The 20,989-nt window shown below is 47.5% G+C and carries 17 protein-coding genes; 15 read left to right on the top strand and 2 right to left on the bottom strand.

Going from position 1 to position 20,989, the window contains the following annotated elements; genetic code table 11:
• The first annotated feature begins 17 nt into the window (after positions 1-17).
• The 3 genes from GQY55_RS21535 (at position 18) to GQY55_RS21525 (ending at position 1,925) form a co-directional block, all read left to right on the top strand.
• The gene (locus GQY55_RS21535) at positions 18-1,208 is read left to right on the top strand and encodes a cytochrome P450 (protein ID WP_160043973.1); all 1,191 of its coding nucleotides are present in this window, start codon (positions 18-20) and stop codon (positions 1,206-1,208) included.
• A 161-nt stretch (positions 1,209-1,369) separates the two neighbouring features.
• A complete protein-coding gene (locus GQY55_RS21530) occupies positions 1,370-1,471 on the top strand; it encodes a sporulation protein YjcZ (RefSeq protein WP_160043972.1) in 102 nt (33 codons plus the stop codon).
• Positions 1,472-1,565: 94 nt separating this feature from the next.
• Positions 1,566-1,925, top strand: a complete 360-nt coding sequence (locus GQY55_RS21525; RefSeq protein WP_160043971.1) for an MmcQ/YjbR family DNA-binding protein — start codon at positions 1,566-1,568, stop codon at positions 1,923-1,925.
• Between the two features lie 138 nt (positions 1,926-2,063).
• Here the strand turns inward: GQY55_RS21525 and GQY55_RS21520 are convergent, their stop codons facing one another.
• Positions 2,064-2,528: a DinB family protein gene (locus GQY55_RS21520; protein ID WP_160043970.1), complete on the bottom strand. Its 465-nt coding sequence runs from the start codon at positions 2,526-2,528 to the stop codon at positions 2,064-2,066.
• A gap of 137 nt (positions 2,529-2,665) precedes the next feature.
• Here GQY55_RS21520 and GQY55_RS21515 point away from each other — a divergent pair, with 137 nt between their 5' ends.
• The 3 genes from GQY55_RS21515 (at position 2,666) to GQY55_RS21510 (ending at position 4,421) form a co-directional block, all read left to right on the top strand.
• Positions 2,666-3,577: a LysR family transcriptional regulator gene (locus GQY55_RS21515; protein ID WP_160043969.1), complete on the top strand. Its 912-nt coding sequence runs from the start codon at positions 2,666-2,668 to the stop codon at positions 3,575-3,577.
• A gap of 100 nt (positions 3,578-3,677) precedes the next feature.
• Positions 3,678-3,782: a DUF6254 family protein gene (locus GQY55_RS31555; protein ID WP_015735743.1), complete on the top strand. Its 105-nt coding sequence runs from the start codon at positions 3,678-3,680 to the stop codon at positions 3,780-3,782.
• A 195-nt stretch (positions 3,783-3,977) separates the two neighbouring features.
• Positions 3,978-4,421, top strand: a complete 444-nt coding sequence (locus GQY55_RS21510) for an AAA family ATPase (RefSeq protein ID WP_160044042.1) — start codon at positions 3,978-3,980, stop codon at positions 4,419-4,421.
• A 139-nt stretch (positions 4,422-4,560) separates the two neighbouring features.
• Here GQY55_RS21510 and GQY55_RS21505 read toward each other — a convergent pair whose 3' ends face one another.
• Positions 4,561-4,929: a hypothetical protein gene (locus tag GQY55_RS21505; RefSeq protein WP_160043968.1), complete on the bottom strand. Its 369-nt coding sequence runs from the start codon at positions 4,927-4,929 to the stop codon at positions 4,561-4,563.
• Between the two features lie 161 nt (positions 4,930-5,090).
• Here GQY55_RS21505 and GQY55_RS21500 point away from each other — a divergent pair, with 161 nt between their 5' ends.
• From GQY55_RS21500 to GQY55_RS21460, 9 genes are all read left to right on the top strand, one after another.
• Positions 5,091-6,074, top strand: coding sequence for a hypothetical protein (locus GQY55_RS21500; protein ID WP_160043967.1), 984 nt, complete (start codon positions 5,091-5,093; stop codon positions 6,072-6,074).
• 19 nt (positions 6,075-6,093) lie between these two features.
• Entirely contained in the window at positions 6,094-8,871 is a 2,778-nt protein-coding gene (locus tag GQY55_RS21495) for a DUF6603 domain-containing protein (protein WP_160043966.1), read from the top strand.
• 267 nt (positions 8,872-9,138) lie between these two features.
• Complete coding sequence (locus GQY55_RS21490; RefSeq protein ID WP_236575776.1) at positions 9,139-10,254, top strand: hypothetical protein; 1,116 nt, start codon at positions 9,139-9,141, stop codon at positions 10,252-10,254.
• 277 nt (positions 10,255-10,531) lie between these two features.
• Positions 10,532-11,104 (top strand): hypothetical protein, encoded by a 573-nt coding sequence (locus GQY55_RS21485; RefSeq protein ID WP_212958868.1) that lies wholly within the window; start codon positions 10,532-10,534, stop codon positions 11,102-11,104.
• A gap of 35 nt (positions 11,105-11,139) precedes the next feature.
• Positions 11,140-12,762 carry a Hint domain-containing protein gene (locus GQY55_RS21480; RefSeq protein WP_160043963.1) on the top strand — a complete coding sequence of 541 codons (1,623 nt, stop codon included), beginning with the start codon at positions 11,140-11,142 and terminating at the stop codon, positions 12,760-12,762.
• Positions 12,752-14,671, top strand: a complete 1,920-nt coding sequence (locus GQY55_RS21475; protein ID WP_160043962.1) for a DUF6765 family protein — start codon at positions 12,752-12,754, stop codon at positions 14,669-14,671. Before GQY55_RS21480 ends, GQY55_RS21475 begins: the two co-directional genes overlap by 11 nt.
• A 140-nt stretch (positions 14,672-14,811) precedes the next feature.
• The gene (locus GQY55_RS21470; RefSeq protein ID WP_236575775.1) at positions 14,812-18,240 is read left to right on the top strand and encodes a hypothetical protein; all 3,429 of its coding nucleotides are present in this window, start codon (positions 14,812-14,814) and stop codon (positions 18,238-18,240) included.
• Complete coding sequence (locus GQY55_RS21465) at positions 18,218-19,507, top strand: hypothetical protein (RefSeq protein WP_160043960.1); 1,290 nt, start codon at positions 18,218-18,220, stop codon at positions 19,505-19,507. The genes GQY55_RS21470 and GQY55_RS21465 overlap by 23 nt, the downstream gene beginning before the upstream one ends.
• Positions 19,507-20,823: a hypothetical protein gene (locus GQY55_RS21460; protein ID WP_160043959.1), complete on the top strand. Its 1,317-nt coding sequence runs from the start codon at positions 19,507-19,509 to the stop codon at positions 20,821-20,823. Before GQY55_RS21465 ends, GQY55_RS21460 begins: the two co-directional genes overlap by 1 nt.
• Positions 20,824-20,989 lie beyond the last annotated feature (166 nt).

Here is a 20,989-nt window from a genome sequence, read left to right as displayed (position 1 = left end):
GAAAGGACTGAAGCTTAATGATGCAAGAAAAATACGCAAACATGCTGAACATGACCGAGCTGGCGACGCCGGAAAAGATGTTATTTCCGTTCGACACGCTGCGCCGGCTGCGACACGAAACGCCCGTGCGATATGACAGCAACCGGAATTGCTGGGATGTTTTCCGTTACGAAGACGTGCAGCGCATATTGAAGGATTCGAAAACCTTTTCTTCCGAAAGGGGAGCAGGAGCCGGCAGCACGATTCTGTTTATGGATCCTCCAAAACACAAGCAAATGCGCGATCTGGTAAGCAGAGCGTTTACGCCAAAAGCGATCCAGGAGCTGACGCCTCGCATCCAGTCCATCGCCGAGCAATTGCTTGACGCGGTAACGGAAGATGCAATGGATATAACCAGCGATTTTGCGACGCCGCTTCCCGTCATCGTCATTGCGGAGCTGCTGGGTGCGCCGAAGGAAGATCGCGAGCAGTTCAAGCGCTGGTCCGATATTTTGGTGGAAAGCGCCGACGATTTGTCCGATGAGGCGTTCCGACGGATCACCGACAAGCGGATGAAAGCGATGGAAGAACTATACGGGTACTTCAGGAACATTATGGGGCAGCGGGCGGCAGAGCCGCAGGACGACTTGATCACTGCGCTGATGAACGCGGAGATTGAAGGGGAGAAGCTGACGGAAAAAGAAATCGTAAGCTTCTGCGTGTTGCTGCTGGCTGCCGGAAACGAGACGACGACCAATCTGATAACGAACGGCGTCCGCGTCCTGACCGAAATGCCGGAACTTCAGGAGCGGCTGTTTCAGTCGCCGGATCTTATTCCGGCTTTTATTGAAGAAGTGCTGCGCTATTATCCGCCTATCGTGGCGATCGGCCGGAAAGCGACGGATCAGGTTCAGATCGGCGATCAGACGATAGAAAAGGGCGCTCAGGTCATCTCCTGGGTGGGTGCGGCCAACCGCGATGAATCGAGGTTCGTTGAACCGGACGACTTTCGTCTGGACCGCAAGCCGAATCCCCATATGACCTTTGGGTTCGGCATTCATTTTTGCCTTGGAGCGCCGCTCGCCAGATTGGAGGGCAAGATTGCCTTCCAAGCGCTGCTCAACCGGTATCAAAATCTCGCCAGAGCATCAAGCGGAAGCATCCAGCCGATCCAGAGCTCGTTTGTATTCGGCGTTAAAAACTATCCAATCACCATGCATATCAGATAAGATGATGACATGCTCCCATTTGTTGTCCCAGAGAACTCTCCTCTAATAGAGCTCGCGGAAAACCGTGAAAAATATATCTTTTGACTGCTTCATTTATCCAAGCGGATTTTCCGAATGTTCATAAGATATATAGATTCTATTTTGAAAGGGGAATGGACAGAATGAGCGAAGTTGCAGGAGCATATGGTGGCGGAAACAAGGTTTTAACGATTTTGGTTCTCTTTATTCTGCTTGTTATTGTTGCCAAAACTTGGGGTTGCTAAAAAAGATCTAGATTTAAAGACCCTGCAGATGCGGGGTCTTTATGTTTCCGCCCCATAAAAGTATGCATTGAATCGGTAAAGGAGATGTACATATTTGAAAAATAGCTTGATCGAATACTGTTTAAATAAGAACGGTGCGTTTCTCGATTATCCGTTCGGCCCCGATCCAATGGTATTCAAAGTCGCAGGTAAAATGTTCGCGTTTATTTTTGAAAAAGACGAGAATGTTGTCTGCATCAATTTAAAATGCGACCCGGCCATTGCGGAAAACTTGAGAGAACAGCATGAGGCCGTCCGACCAGGTTACCACATGAACAAAGAACATTGGAATACGGTGATGATCGACGGTTCCTTGGAAGAGTCGGATGTCTTTGATATGATTGACCACTCTTATGATTTGGTCGTCAAAAAACTTCCAAAGCGGCTTCGTGAATCTATACCTCAATTAAACTAAGTGAACATAGGTTTTGCAGATAAAAAAGCAGGTTCCAGGGCGATTTCCAAAAACCTGCTTTACATGCTTTTGCCAACAGCTTGCGAAAATGTACATTTTGTTTATCGCTATTTTATTCTCTTGGAAAAGTCGGGATGTTCATTGCAGAGCTTTAAGCTGACTCGATATCGTTCCGAGATGAATGGCTTCGTGCATCAGCGCGAAGTTGAACAACTCGCCGGAGGTACCGAATTGAAACGGTCCCATGGCATACGGCGTTTTCAACTCTTCGTCAAGCATCGCAGGGGTCAGCTCGGATAGGCGGGAAAGCTGATCCGATAACATTTGCAGGAGTTCATCCTTAGATGGAGGGGCTATCGTCCAATCCGAAGGTTTGGTTCCGGAATTGAAAAGTTTCTCGTAATGCTCGGGAATGCCGGACAGGGAACCAAAGCTTAGCGTGGCGTATTTATCCATCCAATAGATGATATGACCGACATTCCAGCGGATCGTATTGTTGAAGCCTGCGGGCTGAATGTCGAATTTCTCCTCCGAAATTCCCTGAATCTGCCCGATGACCACTTGACGCAGAACTTTGCTTGTGTGAATAATCGATTGAGTCATAGCTAAAATCCTCCTCCATTTGCGTTGTATTCGTTTCGTTCTCACAACCAAAGTGTACCTCTTTCATTCCTAACGCAACAATCACGTAATTCCGATGAAATGGATCATTATGACTAATAACGAAGGAGTGCGGTTGAATGGAATTCAGGCAGCTTCAATATTTTACCGCCATTTGCAAGGAGATGCATTTTTCCAAGGCGGCCGAGTCCCTTTGTACCACCCAATCGAATCTCAGCCAGCAGATCAAGTTTTTGGAGAACGAGTTGGGGCTTCCTTTGTTCGACCGCATCGGCAAACGAATAGCATTAACCGAAGCGGGCAAGATCCTTTTGGAGCAGAGCCAGCTTATTTTTGAACGGATGGATTACATACAGAAGGCGATCTTGGATCTTAAAAAAATGGAAGGCGGCAAGCTGGATATCGGCATTCTTCCAGGCGACGGAGATTTGCTGTTTGACGCTTTGCTGCTCGATTTCCATCGGTCATATCCCAAACTCTCGATCACCGTTACGGAAACGACGGAGGTGTATAAAGAAGTTGTGGACGGAACGCGGGATCTTGGCGTTACGACCGTACCCGAAAATCCCGACGACCGTATCGAAATCGTCCCGCTTTTCCATGAGGAATTTGTTTTGGCCGTCCGGTCGGACCACCCCGTCGCAAAATCGAAGGCGATTCCGTTCGAGCATATCCAGCAATTGAAGATGGTGACGTTTGGACCCGAACACCAGATTACGAAATTAGTTCATTTTTATTCTCAGGAAAAAGGGATATCGATCGACAATCCGGTCGTGACCTCGACGTTATCGACGCTGCTGTTATTGGTCGAACAAGGGATTGGAGCGTGCATTTTGCCCCGAATGCTCTTGGATTACTTGAATCGCGAGAACCTTGCGGCGATCACCCTGCTGCATCCTACTCCAAGCCAAGATATCTGTATGCTGTACCGCAAGGATAAATACTTGGGGCAGGCAGCCAAAAAGTTCATGGAAACACTGCAATCATTCATTCAAAGCGTATCGGATCGCGACAGCCGGTCTTTAGGGTAACGTTTCGATTGAACGCCGAATTTCATGAATGAACCGTGTCTTGGAATGGCAACATAAGGAAGTGGTATGCACATCTCGATTCCAAAGGAGGATTTCTGTCATGGCTCACCAGAAAAGAAGGAAAGAAGCTGCCTGGAAGTCGCGAAAGCAAGAACAGCATCCCCATGGTAAAATCAAATCGCTCAAGGAATTGTCCAGCGAATAAGGTGAGGTATACTACATGAAGAAAAGGCTGTCGGCGATTTTCCGGCAGTCTTTTTTCTTGTCACCGTTATTCAGAAAAAAGGAACGGTAGGCTATAAGCAGCCTGAAGCAGTGAAAAGTCTGAAGGCTTGCGCCTCGACGAACTATATTCGGCCTAATGAAACCAATACTGTATTTATCAAAGGATGAATGAATGATGGAATGCATACTTTTCGTCGGAATCCAAGCATCCGGGAAATCCACATTTTATAAAGAGAATTTTTTTAAAACCCATGTAAGAATAAACCTGGATATGTTAAAAACGAGGCATCGCGAACACATTTTCGTCGAAGCATCGATCAAAGCCAAACAACCGTTTGTCATTGACAATACGAATCCAACCATCATCGACAGACAAAAATATATCGAAGTTGCAAAGAAAAATAATTTTAAGGTTATTGGTTACTGCTTCGTGCCGGATTATGAGTCATCGCTCGAAAGAAATAACGCAAGGCAAGGGAAGGAACGGATTGCTGAAATAGGGATCAAAAGCACGCTGAGGAAATTACAGACGCCTTCATATAGCGAAGGGTTTGATGAGCTGTATCTTGTGAGATCGCTTCATGGGAGATTTGAAATAGAAGAAGTATCCATGAAGTAGAAGAACTACCTAACATGTAAGCAAGGGAGGTGGGGCAGAGGCTGTTTGCCGAAACAATAGTCCCTGCCATCTTCCCGCAATCGAATATCCCCATGGTACCGGAAATACAAGTGACGCAAAGGCTGCATCGGGTTTGGCGCTATTTGTTAAAGGGGGAATCATCGTATCCCTCATTGTTATAATCCGTGTGCTGCATTTTACCCAAAATGTTCATACCTTCGATCGTACGCTTCGTATGTTCGTCCCCGATTTCGTACAGATAGGCATATACGTCGATCAGCTTATCGTTATATCCCTGGGGCGCCTCGTCATGATCGGCCGATTTAAAGGGAATGAACGCGCGCTTGAACGTATTTTCATCCTCCTGGTTCAAATCCTCCAGCTTATCCTTAAGCTTGGACATTTCTGCTTCGGTCATCATTACCTCGAATTCGGCAGAGTCGTGAGGCACGTCCTGAATCAAATGATGGCTGACGGAAATATAGTAACGTTTCTTCTCTGTATCCATAAGACGGATTCCTCCCTCGTTTATGGCATCCGTGCTTCCAGGCTTTTCTGTGCTCGGCGGACGCATCGGACAGGCATGAGTGCTTTTATTGATTTTTACACGGAGACGGCCGTTGTGAATCAAAAAATCAATCAACCGTCAAATGGTACCGCCTGCGAATCTTGTCTAAACCTTTAGTAGAAACCGACAAAAAAATTAAAAATATTACATCGTTTTTAATATTCACCCCATTTCCTCTATTTACCAGGAGATTGCGATATTGTATGATCAAGAAGCAAATAAAACTTGATCGGGATGCGCGATGTTCCGAGGATCATGCCGTTAGTCGCGCCGCATGGATCGAGCTTCGTTTTTTTGCCTGCCTATTCGAACGTTATCAACCACCCGCCCGGAATCTTGGAATTTGCCTGCCGAATTGCAATCGAAACTTATCAGATTTCAACGCCTTCGTCTTCGTATACCTTTTTTTGGAAAAACCGTTTGCCATTCATTTTATATTGAGCCCTATCGTAACCCGCTTTCTTTCGGATGCTTGGCTTTACTTTGGCGATTCAGCATCGCAGCTTTCATATACATCGAACCATATCCATTTTATTGAGAGGATGAATGAGATGAGTCAAGATCTCGAAATCGTAGGGGAGGCTCCAGGCAACAACATTCAAGCATTTATTGATTTGACGTTGTTGAATTGCAATTTGAAAGGCGTGTATCAGGTGTTCAAGAACGGGGAAACGGGGGAAAAGAAAACGAAGATTCTCGTGATGCCGACGGATCCTGAACCCCAAAGCATGACTTTGAAGGAACTGATCGCCGAGATTAATAACGTGATCCAATCCTTTGGCAAAGGCGAAAAAGTCACCGAAGAAAGCATGGAGGCAACGCTTGACTCCATGGGGCTTAAAAAAATTGAGGATATTCGCGTGCAGATCAGGCAGCTCTTTATTTACATTGATTCATCCAGCATTGAGGCGAATTCCAAGCCTTGCGAGTATGCGTTCAACTTTGTCATTTTAAATCCGGTCAATCCGGATGAGAGTTTGAAGCTCTTTAATATCAAATCCTTGGGACTTGCTGTCTATAACACGGATCGCAAAAAAATCATCGAGCGCATGCAGCTTGAAAACATTGACGAGCTCTTAGCTTGATCCAAGGAGACGTCGAACGATGAGAGCATACGATGCTGAATCCGCTAAAACGTTAACCGTCGTGTTCCGCAGCGAGTTTTACATCAAGGACGCTTTGTTTCAAATTTTTTTTCTGAAAGATAAAGATGGGATCACCGTTTCCGGCAAATGGATCAATCGGGATTTCGCTTTTGAAATGAACGATGTGGCCGCCCACTTTGATATTGAATTCCCGGATTGGTTTAATTTTGAATTGTTTATCGAGAAGGTTGGACTGAAGTACGTATCGTCTGAAGCTCTATTGAAATTCTGTGCCGACATACGCCATTTTGGGAAATTAACGCTGGACACCCGGGAAACTCCAAACAAACGGAAGCGGAGTTATGAATTGGCGCTGGATTTTGACCAAAAGCTGGAATTCTCAAGCCTGCCCGTCATCGGCCGATTTTGCGATCCCGGGGATGGATTTCACTTTAAAGGCATTGAATTGTGCTACATGCCGGAGGTTGAACTTCTATTGACCCTTTTTTCACAGCTGGTCATCAAACAGCATGCGGTAGAAGTCAATCCGAACTATATACAATCTTTAAAACCCAAACCCCAAAACAATCTCTCCAAACTTCCGGCTATCGCGGATTCTTCTGAACCGCCGAAAAATACCATCTATTGGCTGGACATCAATAAAGGTTTCGGCGTGTTGTATTTTTCCAAAATCGGATTCAGCTTAGTAGAGTCCAGGATTACGCTTTACTTGGATGCAAGCTTTACGATCGCGTTATTAAGAATGGATTTTTACGAGCTCTACGTCTCGACATCGTTGAAGAAACTGACCGATATCGGTTTTGGGTTAGGCGGCTTGATGGTCACGTTGGAGAAGCCGGGTTTCAGCCTGACGGGCGGATTATATAAATCCCAGGAAGAAGAGCTGCTTTACAACGGAATTTTAGGCTTGAAAATCAACCAGTACAGCTTTCAAGCTTTAGGTTCATACGGTGAGATGCCCGGCAGTGGGGAGAAGACGTTTTTTGCTTACTTGATGTTAGGTTGGCCGCTGGGCGGACCGCCTTACTTTTTCGTCAACGGCTTGGCGTTTGGATTTGGGGTGAATCGCTCCCTAAAATTGCCTGATCTAAACGGAGTGAGGACTTTCCCGCTTGTGGCTGCGGCCATGGGAGACGACGCGGGGCTTAAGCCCGATACGCCGCCTAAGCAGGCTTTGAGCGCATTAAGCAAGTCGATTGTTCCGGATTCCGGTCAATATTTTATATCCGCGGGCATTCGTTTTTTGACGTACGGCGTGCTGGAAAGTTTCGTTTTGCTCAATATTGAAATGGGGAACCGGCTTGTCATTTCCTTGCTCGGATTATCCAATGCATCCATCCCCCCTAAAGTGTCGGGCGTAAGTCCCATTGTGCGGGCTGAACTGGCCCTGAAAGCGGTTGTTGACACGAGCCAGGGAGAAGTCATGCTGATGGCCGCATTGACGGACCGTTCGTTTTTATTCGATCCTTCCTGTAAACTCACGGGCGGATTCGCAATCGGATTCTGGTTCAAGGGGACGTACAGCGGCGATTTCATAGTGACCCTGGGAGGGTGCCATCATCCGGCTTTTCGCAATATTCATTATCCATCCATCCCGCCTCTTGGCGTTACCTGGATTATCAATGACAACATTTCGATCAAAGGCGAATCCTATTTTGCTTTGACTCCGTCCTGTATGATGGCGGGAGCCAGTTTGAAGTTGTTGTTTGAATTAGGAGGACTCAAAGCGTGGTTTTTTGCGGCAGCGGATTTCATTTTGAAATGGAAACCGTTTTTTTATCAGGCAAGGGTTCAAATCAGCGTCGGCGTATCTTACCGGATCAGCATATTAGGCATCGGTAAAACGTTCAAGGTTGAAATCGGAGCAGGTTTGTCGCTTTGGGGACCTGAATTTTCCGGCAAAGTCAGAGTCAATTGGTATATCATCTCTTTCACGATCGGTTTTGGGGCAAACAGCCCGAATGAGCCGAAGCCCATTGAATGGGGCGAGTTCGCGGACAGCTTTATCCCCGGCGCATTTGAAGATCGTACCGCCAAGCATACGTTCAGGCTTTCCGCGGCAAAGGGCGAAGCAAGACTCAGCAGCGTAAGCGTTACCGATGGACTTTTGGCAAAATATCACGATGCCGCTGGCAGAGAAGCTTATGTGGTGAACGGATTCAGGGCCGGCTTTTTGATTGAACAGAAGATGCCCTGTACCGAACTCTTTTTTAACGGCCAAAAGCTTCTGCAAAATCAAGCAAAATTCGGCATCGTGCCTATGGGGTTAAGCGATGTACGGATGGAGCAGCATGTCACGATCAAAAGCTTGGATGATGAGCAGCCTTTATCCGGCCTTGATGTCGTTCCTGAACGGAAGAATGTTCCGTCTGCGCTTTGGGGGAATAACGGGTCGGATCCGAATGCGCCAATGATGAAAGATATGCCTATAGGGATGTCTGTTACCGCAAAAGATTCGTTTTCTCTCGTCCATATTCTTCCCGAGCACGGGGCTTATGAAGAGTCCGTTCTGAGTGCGAGAGAACCGATCACAAAAGAAGTCGTTTATCATCCACCTGTTTTTGAGCCGGCGAAAATTTATCCTACCGAACCTGAAAAAGTGCTAAAAGCAATACGGACCACAATAGGCAGCAACAAAAATCGGGATCAACTCCTGACCGAAACCGCTGCTGCATTCGGCACATGGGATCACACGAAAATGCGTACTCTGGCGGATGATCCGCGAGCCGTGCTTTTTGCCGTTCCTGTGCTTCGTACAACAGGCAGTGCAAGCTAAGCATTCACAGAGAGGAGAGGGATCATGGGAGAAGCCATCCGTTTTTCGCAAAGAAACGAGCCGCCTTTGAAAGTCGGAACCTACCGCATTGAGGTTGAATCCGTCTCCAATATCGGCTGCCAACTGGCCAGTCACATGATAGAGTTTACGGTTTCAACGGAAAGGTTCCGCCTGCCGCCGGATCAAATCTATTCGGTTTATCCTCCAAGAGAGGCGGTTGGCGATTATACGGAATGCCTGCCCCATATCGTCCTTAATCGAAGGACTTTGCCTTGGGAGAAAACGCTGCTGAAAAGTGATTCGAATATGCCCTGGCTGGCTTTGCTCGTGTTTGACGAGACGGAAGGCATTCAAATGATCGAGAGTACTTGCGAAGAAGCCCTTAAGCCCGTAACAGGAATATTTGTGCCTTCTCTTGTCCTTGAGGCCTATGAGAAACCTGAAGATCCATGTACCTATGTCCATATTCCTGTTGATTTATTGGCGGATGTTCTTCCTTATGCTGAAGCGTTATCGTTGTTGGCCCACGGGAAGGGAGTGAGTCTGGATCATAAAGTGACCGATGCTTCCGTCAAAGATGATTGGTTTGCGACCGTTGTAGCGAACAGGTTTTGCCTCGAGCCGGTAGACGATCGGCATGCGATCCGCCATACAGCCTGCTTGGTGTCTCTGGAAGGATATGAAGCTTGTCTTGGAGATGGGCATACCCGTCAAGAAACTCTAGCCCATTGCCATACGGCCAGAATGATCGTGCTCGCGAATTGGAGCTTTTCCATGGCAAAAGCCGCTTTTGATTTTGGCTCCGCAATGTCTTCGCTGAATGCCGGGATGATGTCGACCCCCTATCAGGGAAGCAACGAACAAATTCAGAAATTATGCCGCCTGGGATACTTTCCGATGAACCACCACGTGCGGGACGGCAGCCGGACCGTTTCATGGTACCAGTCGCCTTTGGTTCCTTATGAAGAAGCAAAAGGGGAGGCGCAATGCGCACGTTTTGCCGACCAGTTGCTCGAATATGACCCGGAAATTGGCATGATGGATATTCGCTATTCCAGCGCATGGCAGATCGGAAAGTCGATGGCGCTTGCGGATCAGTCCTTTGCGCAAAAGTTATATGCGTGGCGCCAAAGCAATGAAATGCTGGCCCGGACCTCGGTTTATCACGGACTCTTGGAAATGCATCTGGCATCACAACATGCGGAAGGAAGTATTGAAGATCGGCAGGACGATCATTCGATAGGACATCGTTTTGTACAAGCCGCCCGTAAGCACGATGAGACGAATCCTTCGAACAACGGAAAACATACCGTTTTACGGCAGCTGAATGAACGCTATACATCGCTATTAAGTGAGGTGAACGCCGATGCAGGCGAGGAATGATTGGGAAAACTCGTCCCAAGCGCTTCGGGGGCATGTTCGTCGCGTTTTTGGCAAGCTAGCCACACTCACCCATGATCAGCCGGTAAATCCGGACAATCACGAGGATGAACTGATGGCCTGGCTAAGCGAGTTGTGCTTATTGAGCAATGTGCCTTTTCATTATTTGATCCCTTCGGAAAGCATATTGCCACACGATTCAATCCGCTTGTTTTATGTCAATCCAAACTGGCTATGGGCGCTTGTGGACGGAGCTTGCAGCTTGGGGAGAAATGCATCCTTGGATTTATCCCATGACCAAGCGTTGATCGAAGCGGTGTTTACACAGATCGGTAAACGAATGAAGGCCGTTCGGCCCTTGCTGCAGAAGAAAGCCGTTGCAGCCGAGGACCTTCAGGAAGGTGTCCGGACGATCGGCGGGTTTATTCTTCGTTCGCCTTTGGTGCGCGGCTGGAGGGGGTTGGAGTTTCAAGCCAACTCATCCGAAGGGAAACCTTTGCGGGCACTGCGAATAGAGCTGTTATCCGATGAAGTGCTGATCGGCTTGTTTGACGGGGTTCCTTATACGCTGGAAATCGCACAGCCGCCGGAGGGATTCTATTTTGGGTTCAACCATATAAACGGCCGTTTTTTTAAGCGATTAAGAAGTTTTGAAACCGGAGCGCTGCTTGCTGATACGGATACGATCGAGGTTGCCGTTCAAAATGAAAAGCGGCGCACCATCGATGTATGCCAAACGGCAAAAAATATGGAAGTGTTCTTTAAAAAAGAGATCACTTCGGCTGAGTTTGCGCTTCAAATGATCAAAACTCCGTATATAGGCAAAGTGATCCGAACAGACGCAGATCAATAAATTTGAGCTTCACTTACGGAAAGGGGATCGTGAGCATGTATCACTTTTTACCGGATTATCATAACAAAGTCCTGAATCAAATTGATCCCGAGACAGGCGTGCTGGAACTTGATTTTGCCGATGAAGACCATTACCGCTTTTTTTTGAGCCAAGTAGGCGGCTTGGAAAATTTCAAACGGAAGCATCCTCATCTGGTGTCTACGCTTCATGAGCTTAGAACCACACCTCTATCCCGATCCGTGAAGGCGCAGAAGGATGGTTATCATGAGGGTCCGGAAGATAAAATGGCGATCGAAAACCTGATCTTTCGCGCGGATCAACCCCTTAAAGGGGATGCATCTTCAACCGCTTCCTCGGAAGGAAAAACGATGGCGGCCATTATGGCGGATTATGTGGAAAAGAAGAGCCATATCAGCGTCGTTTCTCAGCTCTATGACGTCACACATCAAATGCTGCTGCATACGACGGCGGATGAAGTGGTCGATTCTCATAAGTACAATGGCGTTATTCAAGCCGATTACCCTCATTATTTCGAAGACACCCCCCGTGAATTTATGATCCACAGCACGTTCTATTGTTCGAAAAACGCCGAAAACAATCTGGAGTCCGCCTCCTTGAAAGGATACGTGACAAAATCCGCAGGATTTGCGCTGCAAGGCAATAAGGACATTATTAAATCCCTTACTCTAAATGCCCCTGTCATTCAAGAATCCCATCGCAAAGACCCTTCACATACCGAAGTCAAAATATCCTATACACGCGAAGGGGCGATTCCGGACTACGATTATACCAATGACGATCAACCGTTTCTGGACGGAAACCGCGAAAAAATTTTGGTCCGGGTTCCTTTTTCCGTCACCGTGGAGGCTGCGGGCAAATGGTGGATCACCGGCTTTGACGAAAACTACGGCTACCGGATGTGGTTAAAAAATATGGTGAACGGCACGATCAACCATTATTGCAACTACGAGGACATCATTCAGCGTAAAGATGCATTCAATGATCAAAATCGCTGTACCAAGATGACCTTCATTTTCCCGGAATCATGGAATAACATTCTTGATTTCGAGGGTCTCGGTTACAAGCCTTATACGAACGTGGATCTTTATTCCGGCTTTGGCGTCGTGATGTCTTGCGCAGACTATGACGTTACTGTTGGCGTTTCCGTAAAAAGCGACGGCAAGGACTACGACAAACTCAACGTTCAATGCGCGAAAATCCTAATTCAATGGGGGTGCATCGCCAGGGATACGGAGATCATGATGCCAGACGGCACGCTTAGACGCGCGGATCAAATTCAAATCGGAGAATGGGTTCGAAATGCTGAAGGAGGCCTCGCACAAGTCAAGAAGGTGCTGACCGGTTACGAAGACAAACTCTATCAAATTTCCACTGACGAGCGCAGTGTGCGTATGACGCCCGATCATATCGTGTGCACGGAACAGGGTCTTCTGCCTGCGATTGATTTGCGGATAGGTATGCGGATCCGTACCGTATCCGGTTTGGAGCCGGTGACTCATATGGAGTGGGTGAGCTATAAGGATCAAGTGATTAATTTTGAATTTGAACAAGAAACGATTCTGATCGGCAACGGCTTGTTCATTGGCGATTCCATGCTTCAAAACCGCGTAAAGGAGCTGGTTGCATATGAAGCTTGATTTTCATTATTTCACGGTGAAAACCATCGCCTCCAGATTAGGATATCGCGAACAAGAAACCCAGTTGATCGCAACCGCCTGCCAATTTATCAATGACAATCATCAGAATGCGGTACAGTATTTAACGAAAGACAAAATCTCCGGGGGCATCATCAAGCGTGGTCTCTGTGAGTATGATCCTTCAAGTCAGATGTACATGATTCCCCTGCTTCTGACTGCCATTGAAAAAGATAAAATTTCGAACGAAATAACATCCCAAAAAAATCAGGAAGAGATTCTGATTCCTTTCTATTACTACTCCGATTTTGTGGTTGATGATGGAACAACGGACTATAACTATCGGGTTACTCCCATTCAAACGCTTCAAAGCAGCAATTCATTTAACCTGCTGTTTCAGCGCGCCAAAGACCGGTATCGTTCAAATTCGGACGATGAAGCGTTGGCGCCTGCCGCGATCCAGGCCTTGAGACGACTAGGGATATTGCTGCATATTGCCTCGGACAGCTTTGCTTATGTACCTTTCAACGGTTATAAGAGCGATGTAAACCTTTGGACCATCACGGAAGTGAAAGATACGAGAACATTTAAAAATATTACGGATCGATACGAGCCGCAAAAATATGCAGCCTACCCCAATGTGGGCAAATATAGAACGGGCGAGGTCAGCGACGATTACAACGTACAGTTTATTCTGACCGTAGATAAATCTCCGGTTAGCTACACTCGGATCAATAATGATTGCTTTGCCAAAGCAGCCAGAACGGTTTATGGCTTTTTGAGCCATTTTTGCGGAAAGGAGCCGTCGGAGCAGGATTGGAGAGATAATGTTTTGCCAACGCTCATCAAGGGCTGGAATACCGATGCTCATAGCTATGAAGAGTTGAAACAGCATTGGAGCAGCCTGACCGGCTTGAACTATGATTATGACGAAGATGCCGTACGGCAGTCTATCGTAGATTTTGATAAAAACCTGACTCCGGACCAGCAAGGTTACTTTGATTTTCTGTTAATGATTCAAGATGTCAGGGACGCCGTTATGGGGAAATTGGAGAAGGGGGACCAAATATTGAATGCGGAGGAGCGGAATACGGATGCTGTCACGTGCGAAGTTTCTGAACCTGATTTTTGCGGAGATCGCTATGAACTAACCATCACCGCTTCAATGCCAACCAAGCCGGCCTCGCTGGCAATGTTGGTCAGCATTTTTGATGCAGACACGCAGGAGCAGATCGCTTCCTTTCCTTACACCTACAAAAATATTAAAACCATCACGGAAAAGGTTCCGTTAAATATTCCTGAGCAAAATCAAAACTTGCTTGCCCAAATTGATTTTTCTTGGAGAGACGATAAAAGTTCAAAGAAAAAGCAATTTAAGAAAGAGTATTCGATCATTGGGAATGCGGCCATCGTTGTGAAGCAGGAACTTGTGCAACCGTGCAGTAAAACCGGAAGACCGGTCATCCAAATCGTAAACGGCTCGGAAAGCGATAGCGCCGACTATAATTACCCGTTAAACGCGATGTATATTTCGCAAGAGGGTAATGCCCGGCTTGATTTGTACGCTCCGATTGATCTGGAATGGAAGCTGGCGGATGGTTTCAACATGCTGGATTATGAAGATCTAAGGATCTCCATGACTCTCCCGTCCGGACAAACATTCAAATACTGCAACAACTCCAAATTCATCAGCCTGAAATTGGATCAGTCAACCGGGATTATTCATCTTAAAGCGATCGAGGAGTGGAAAAACAGGCTTTCTGTGAAAGAATTCAGCGCCAGCATCGCCAGGATGAAGCTCGGAATCAGCGTAACGCTGGAAGTCAGCTCCGAGAATGAAAGCGGCTACCGGAATATCGTGGTGGACACCGGGAATGACGATATTTTCATCGAGTATTTGTGGAACTTGTAAAGAGGTGGACGTTCATGAAGAAAACCGGACTTGACCCGAATATACTGTGCGTTCCGATACAAGTTCAAGCGATGATGGTTGGGAAAAGCCCCGTGCCCACGGTTTTTGCCAATATACCCGATGATTTTTCCCGAATCTTGATGAATCCATTGGGCGATCAGGTCCCTTCCGGCATCATGAGCGAAAAGACGCAGGAAAAGCCGGGCGTTCATCTGAGCTGGATTCTGCCCGAAGGATTGAGGCAAGGTTTCCAAAGAAGCGAGAACCAAGAGCCTGAATATCCGAGGGTGCCCAACCTGTGGATTGTTTCCCGCTTATGGTCGTCTGACGGTCAACCCGATGCTTTATTATGCCAGCATTGGATCGTGGAAAGCGATGCCCTGGAAAAAGCAAGCGGTCCTGAATACGGCAATGAAGGCAGCTTGACTTACCCGAAACTCGATGATCCCAAAAGACCCTATCGGATACTGGGTCGATCTTATCCCTATGAAACGATCCTTCCTGAACCCGATGAAAGATTGGACACGCTTAACGCTTTAGGCCCTGGAAATCCCGCTTTTTCCGCCATGTATCCGTATCATCGCAACGTATTTGGTTTTTACGATGATTTGACGGATCAAGATGGCAAACGTTTCGAAAACATATCCATCAGCTATGTGGTAAGAGGTTTTTACAGTGATGGGTTGCCTCTGGCGGAATCCGCGGATATTTGCCGGGACCGGTATGGCTGGGAACCGCCGGAGGGCCTGAAGTATCCCGCTTCCGTGGCATTGCATGGATTGGTAACCGACCTGGTTTGGATAAATGATCGGGAAGATTATAACGGTCCTGTCATTCGGAAGCTTCCGATGCCCAAACTGGCCGTAGGCAACACGTCAGCGGAAGCGGTCTCGGCTTTGCACGGCATGAGTGATGGTTCGAACGAGCATTTGATGCGTGTGCTATTGAATGATCAAAGCCACAAATTGCTGAACTTAAACGGGATTTATCAAGCAGACTATGCAGATCATGAAAGACGTTTTCAAATGGCTGCCGAACAGACTACGTACAAGCTGCAGAGCAAAATCAATGATAAAGAATACAAAGACCTGCCGGATTTGCCACCGGTCGATCAGATTCTTTTCCGTAATTTGCAGCAAGGGATCGGTGAGCTTTATAAGCGGCTGTTTGATGCGGATGCCAAGCGGTCGAGGATTTATGATCTGTGGTGTAAGTACATGATTAAGGCCCAAGTCACGGACCCCTTTGAAATCAAGGAAGCCAAGAAGTGGATGGAACGGTATCAGAAGGATATCGAAAAAGAAATCAAGGCATTGGAACTCGCAGAGATCGAAATTAAAGAGATTCGGGAACGTCTTAAGATCCTCGAACAACAATTAGCCGATTCCATTCAAGCGTTCTATGAAGTGCAGCAGACCGCAGGAAACCGATTTTATGAGCCGAATTCGCCTGTTCTGCTTCTGTCGGGGGCTAATCGGGGGGCGCTCTTCGATGCGAATCCGTCAAGGGATGAGAGGAATCTGTTAAAATGCAGACTCCTTCAAGAAACGGTGCAGGCATTGCAGTTTGATTTTACGTTGAGGGGCAGCTCCTATTCTGCAGTGATTCGTGCCAATCAACTTCTGCCTGAGGCGGAGGTGAAGGGAAGCTACCCGGAACTGCTTTTGGAGGCTTTGCTGTTTTGCATGAACAGTGCTGAACGGATCACGACATTGATCGGACAGCAATTAGGGCTTTTGCCTTTTTCACAGGAAGAACGGATTCAGCTGACAGATATTGTTCGTCAGACGCAGCGTGACATGGCGACAGGGCTGGTGGACAACGGAGAGGTGTTTCCGGACCGGCTGTTTTTAAATCTTTGGACATCGCCCTGGAATCCGATACTGCTTTGCTGGCGCGGCCTATATTATCCGGACAAAGAGCTGGTCGGCAGTCATCCGAAACTTAGCAACTGGACTTTTCGAGGGACGGATTATGTGTTTAACGGGCCCATGCCGGATACCAAAGATGCTGTCGTGATTGAGGGCAAAATTTTTTTAACGCCCCATATCGCGAAGCAGCTTCATGCGATGGCCATTAAACAGCTGGGAACGGAGCATGCCCAAACATTCGGGGCACTGGATCAAATGGATTACCTGTCGCAAGCGCTAGACGGTTTTAATGAAAGATTTTTGATGAGCCAACTGGCGCTGCGTTTTCCTGTCATGGTATTGCAGAAGGGAAGCGCCGATTTGGCGGAACAAGTCAGTGAGGCCTTGAGAGGATTTGCGACCGAAAAGCCGTTGTTTAACACGTTTTTTTCCCCATTAAGGGGAGGGTTCTTCAAATTTGACCAGCTTAGGCTGATTGACACCTTTGGACAATTTCAAAACATCGACTGCAATCAATATGCGATCGCTGAGGATTTGAGGAGGACGGACAAGCTGATCGGACAACAGGTCATGCTTCCTCCCCGGTTTATGCAGCCAACCCGGCTTGGATTCGACTGGATCCGGGCAAGAAGCGGGGAATTCTGTGATTTTAACCTTCCGGACTCGCCGATCTGCGGCTGGATGATTCCGAATCATGCGGATCAAAGCCTGTTGATCTATGACGAGGAGGGCGTGATGCTCGGAAGTTTGATTGCGACGGCGTTTGATGGGGACCGGGTTCAGTGGCGAAATGCGCCAGGCATGCCGTTTCCGGACAGGGGGCCGTTTTTTGATGTCGGGTCGCGTTCAGGGGAGCTTCCCGCTGCGATGAATGCCGACATGAAAGCTTTTTTAAGCGAGATTTTACGTCGCAGTCATGAACAGCAAGAGGACGTGCTCACGCCGTTTCTTCAGTTGGTCGACTCTGCGTTGTGGGATATTCACCAGCCTGAGACTGCGAGTGCAAGCGGGTTAAGCCTGTTTGCGGGAAAACCGCTCGTATTGGCCAAAGCAAATATAAAGCTGATCCAAGCCGGGCCGCCGGAAGCTTATAAATTGCTGGAAAGCAATAATAAAAAGCCTGTTCCAGTGCCGGATATATCCCTAAAGCATTTTGAGATGCCTATATGGATCGGAGAAACGCATCATACCGGGGACGGGGCCGTTGGATTTTTCATTCAAGACGGGCAATCCGGCTATAAGCAGTTCAACAGCGCTTTTGCCGATCCTGATCCGGCGTCCGATTATTTGAAACGGAACAATCGGACTTACGTGTCCGCAGATGATCAAGCGGCAGGAACAACCCTGTCTTTGATTTTGGACCCGCTTGCAAGTATACATCTCATCAGCGGCATGCTGCCTGTGTCGGAACAGCGTATTCCGATCGATCGGATCGAAAACGCTTTGGATCAGCTTTATTTGACTTTGTATGCGGGACCGCTGCTGGTGGGAGAAGAAAGCTATGTGATGCCGCTCACCAAGCTGCCTAATCGGGATTGGGAGTTTGTTACGCCCGGCGAGGCCGAAGAATGGATCGAAACCCAAAATCTAAAGCCATCGAGCGGAAATGCGTTTCTTGCCAAACCTCCAATTCGTGCGGTGGAAGGATGGCTGAAGTTAAAGGTGGGGGGAACAAATGGATCAGAAACTTCAAAATGAGCCGGAGCAGTTGAATAACTGCCGTTACTTGTTGGACGTTGACGACAATCATATTGCGGTGAACGATAATGCGATCCTGGATCGGGATAATCCCGTGAGAAGCGAGCTTACTTTTCAGCTCCTTAATCCGGATCGGGTTCATCAGATCGTATTTAACAACCCGCAAATGCTGACGGCAGAAACGATCCTGAAAAGGCTTCAAAACCGCGAGCCGGTGACCGATACGTCGTATATCCGTTTTTTCTTTCCTTATGGAACAGATGTAGGAGACTTCATTGATCCGGAACGAGGAAAGCTGATCACTTTCGAAACCGAATCCGGCGATTGGTCCGTTGCGGAAGGCGTTGTGGAGGATAGACATATCAGCTTTGTCATCAGCTGCTACAATCAAAAAATCATTCAAACGTTGTTCAGCGTATATTTCAAATGCCGCAACATTCAGTCCTATGCGCCGGTTGGATTGACGTATGCGTATGCGGAGATTAAAAATGTGGCGGGCATTGAGGACGTCATCAAAGTGTTTCCCATTCAGAAAAAGCCGGCCGTGCCTCAGATTCAACGTTTTATCAGCGATAAAACGACGTCAGGCGGGAGCGGAAAGCTGCGGTTGAACTGGCGGATCAGCGGGGCAAAAGAGGGACAGATGACGCCGGGAGAAATCGATATCTTTCGTTTGCCGGCTCCCGGAGTGGACGTTGCTGTGAATCGGAATATGGAATACCGTCTGTCCATCAAGGGGAACGCATTGGAGACGGATGCCTTTGTTAATTTGTACGTGCAGCCTCCGAACATCTTACAGCTGGATTATGACCCGGCAACAAGGCAAGCGATATGGCGAACACAGTATAGCGAGGCTCTGCGGCTGACCGTGGGCACGGCATTTTCATTCGTTAATGAGAGCGGTGCGATGGAAATACAGATGCCCGCTAAGCCCCAAATCGTTTTGCGAGCACAGGGGCTCCTGTATACGGAATTTGTAGCACTTAATTTGCTGGGACTCACTTTAGATAAGGCGCAATTCTTTAGAAGCCGCATTCGTGTCTATCCTCAATATATCCATAGCAAATGGATCTGGAAGACCAAGGACGCCAAGGAAGTGGAATTTCTGTTTACGGAAGACGGTTCTGTGTGGCATAAAGCTTCAACGGTCAGTTCGGGAGAGTTTGAATATGTATCCGAAAAGCCTCTGCTTGGAGCAAAACTGGTTTGCACCATAAGTGATGGAACCAGATATCCGGTGCTGCTGCTTGAGGGGGAGGTTGTATAATGGACCGCTTGATCCAAGCCAACGTCGTTGGGGAAAAACGGATTTTGCTTAGCGAACACAAACAAGGCAAGGATTTGTTGTTTCCCAACTCGCCGGATGTTGAAGTGGTAAACGTCAGTTGCGTAGAGACCGCTTCTTTTATCAATCATCTGCCGGAAGGGGCGCACATCCCTGATATTAAAACGGTGCAAGATCAAGTTTCGGTCATGTACGTTTATTTTCCCATCGGCAACGGAGAGGCATATCTGACAACGAAGGAATGGGCGGAAAAAATGATCTGTTACGCTCCCTATAACTGGGGGGTGGAACAGGCTTATGATCCAGATTACGGTGTTTATTTCAAGTTATATCCACTCGTTGAGTATGATCTGGCTCCAAGAGAAAAGTTCTATTTCAGCATCAGCAATCTGGTTTCTTTTGGAGAACTGGAAAAAATGGTTTACGTCGCTGTTTGTTTTGCCAACGTTTTGATGAGCGGCGGGGAAACATACTCATATCGGCCTACCGGGTTGGAGGAAGTTTTAAGAGGAACCGATTTTCTGGCCTATTTTAAGAAAAGATCCACTCTTAAAATTTTGAACTTTGATTGCAACCGATCCCGTGTGGCCGTTGGCGATACGGTAAGACTGGAGTGGGCTGTAGCCGGGGACGCCGTAAAATGCGTGCTTACGCCGGGTGATATTACGGTCGAAAGCGTGGGCAGCCTTGAGGTGGAGATTTTCAAGGATACCACGTTTCGATTGTATGCTTTGGGGGCGAATGAGCAAATTTCCCGAACCGCCATGGTTTATGTGGAACGCCCCGTCATAACCAAATTTACGTCCAATTGTCCGGATCAAAAAACGAAGTACGGTCAACCTGTGCTTCTTTCCTATGAAGTAAAAGATGGCTATGGCATTTACTTAAACCAGGGGATCGGGCGATTGTCGGGAAACTCCATATCCGTGGTGCCTACGAGTGCGACGACAGAGTACATTTTAACTTGTATGGGACCGGATAACCTTGTCCGGGAACGACTAACGATCACCGTTACCGATTTCATGGAAGTGGAGCAGGTGTTATATCACAGAACTCATCAGAAGGATGGAAGTTACATGTACTCTTTGAAATGGGATGTCGTGAACTGTATAACGATCCAGCTTACAACTTCGGATGGGCAGGTTCGAAGTTCAGGGCAGGCAAGCGGCAATATTCAATTTTCGGATTTATCGGAGACAGCGCTTACGGTTACTCTTCACTGTACAGGCACGTCAGGGCAGGTCGTTGACCGTGTTTTTTACACCAAAAGAATCAATAGATGGGAAATAGGCTCTTGATATCATGTGTAGCGAAACTTTGCGGACGTTTAAGTACTCCGCGGGTTTCGCTAATTTTTTTTATATCCAGGTGTCCAAGTGCACCGGTGGTCACGCCGGCAAACCCGCCGCAAACAACAGCTCTCTTATCTTCGGGAGAATATCGATCGGTTAATAAGTTTCCCGT

Origin of the sequence: Paenibacillus sp. USDA918EY, assembly GCF_009870825.1 — a bacterium.
In the GTDB taxonomy this organism is placed as follows: Bacteria; Bacillota; Bacilli; order Paenibacillales; family Paenibacillaceae; genus Paenibacillus_AQ; species Paenibacillus_AQ albilobatus.
The sequence above is the reverse complement of the archived record's forward strand: the minus strand, read 5'-3'. Positions and strand labels throughout refer to the sequence as shown.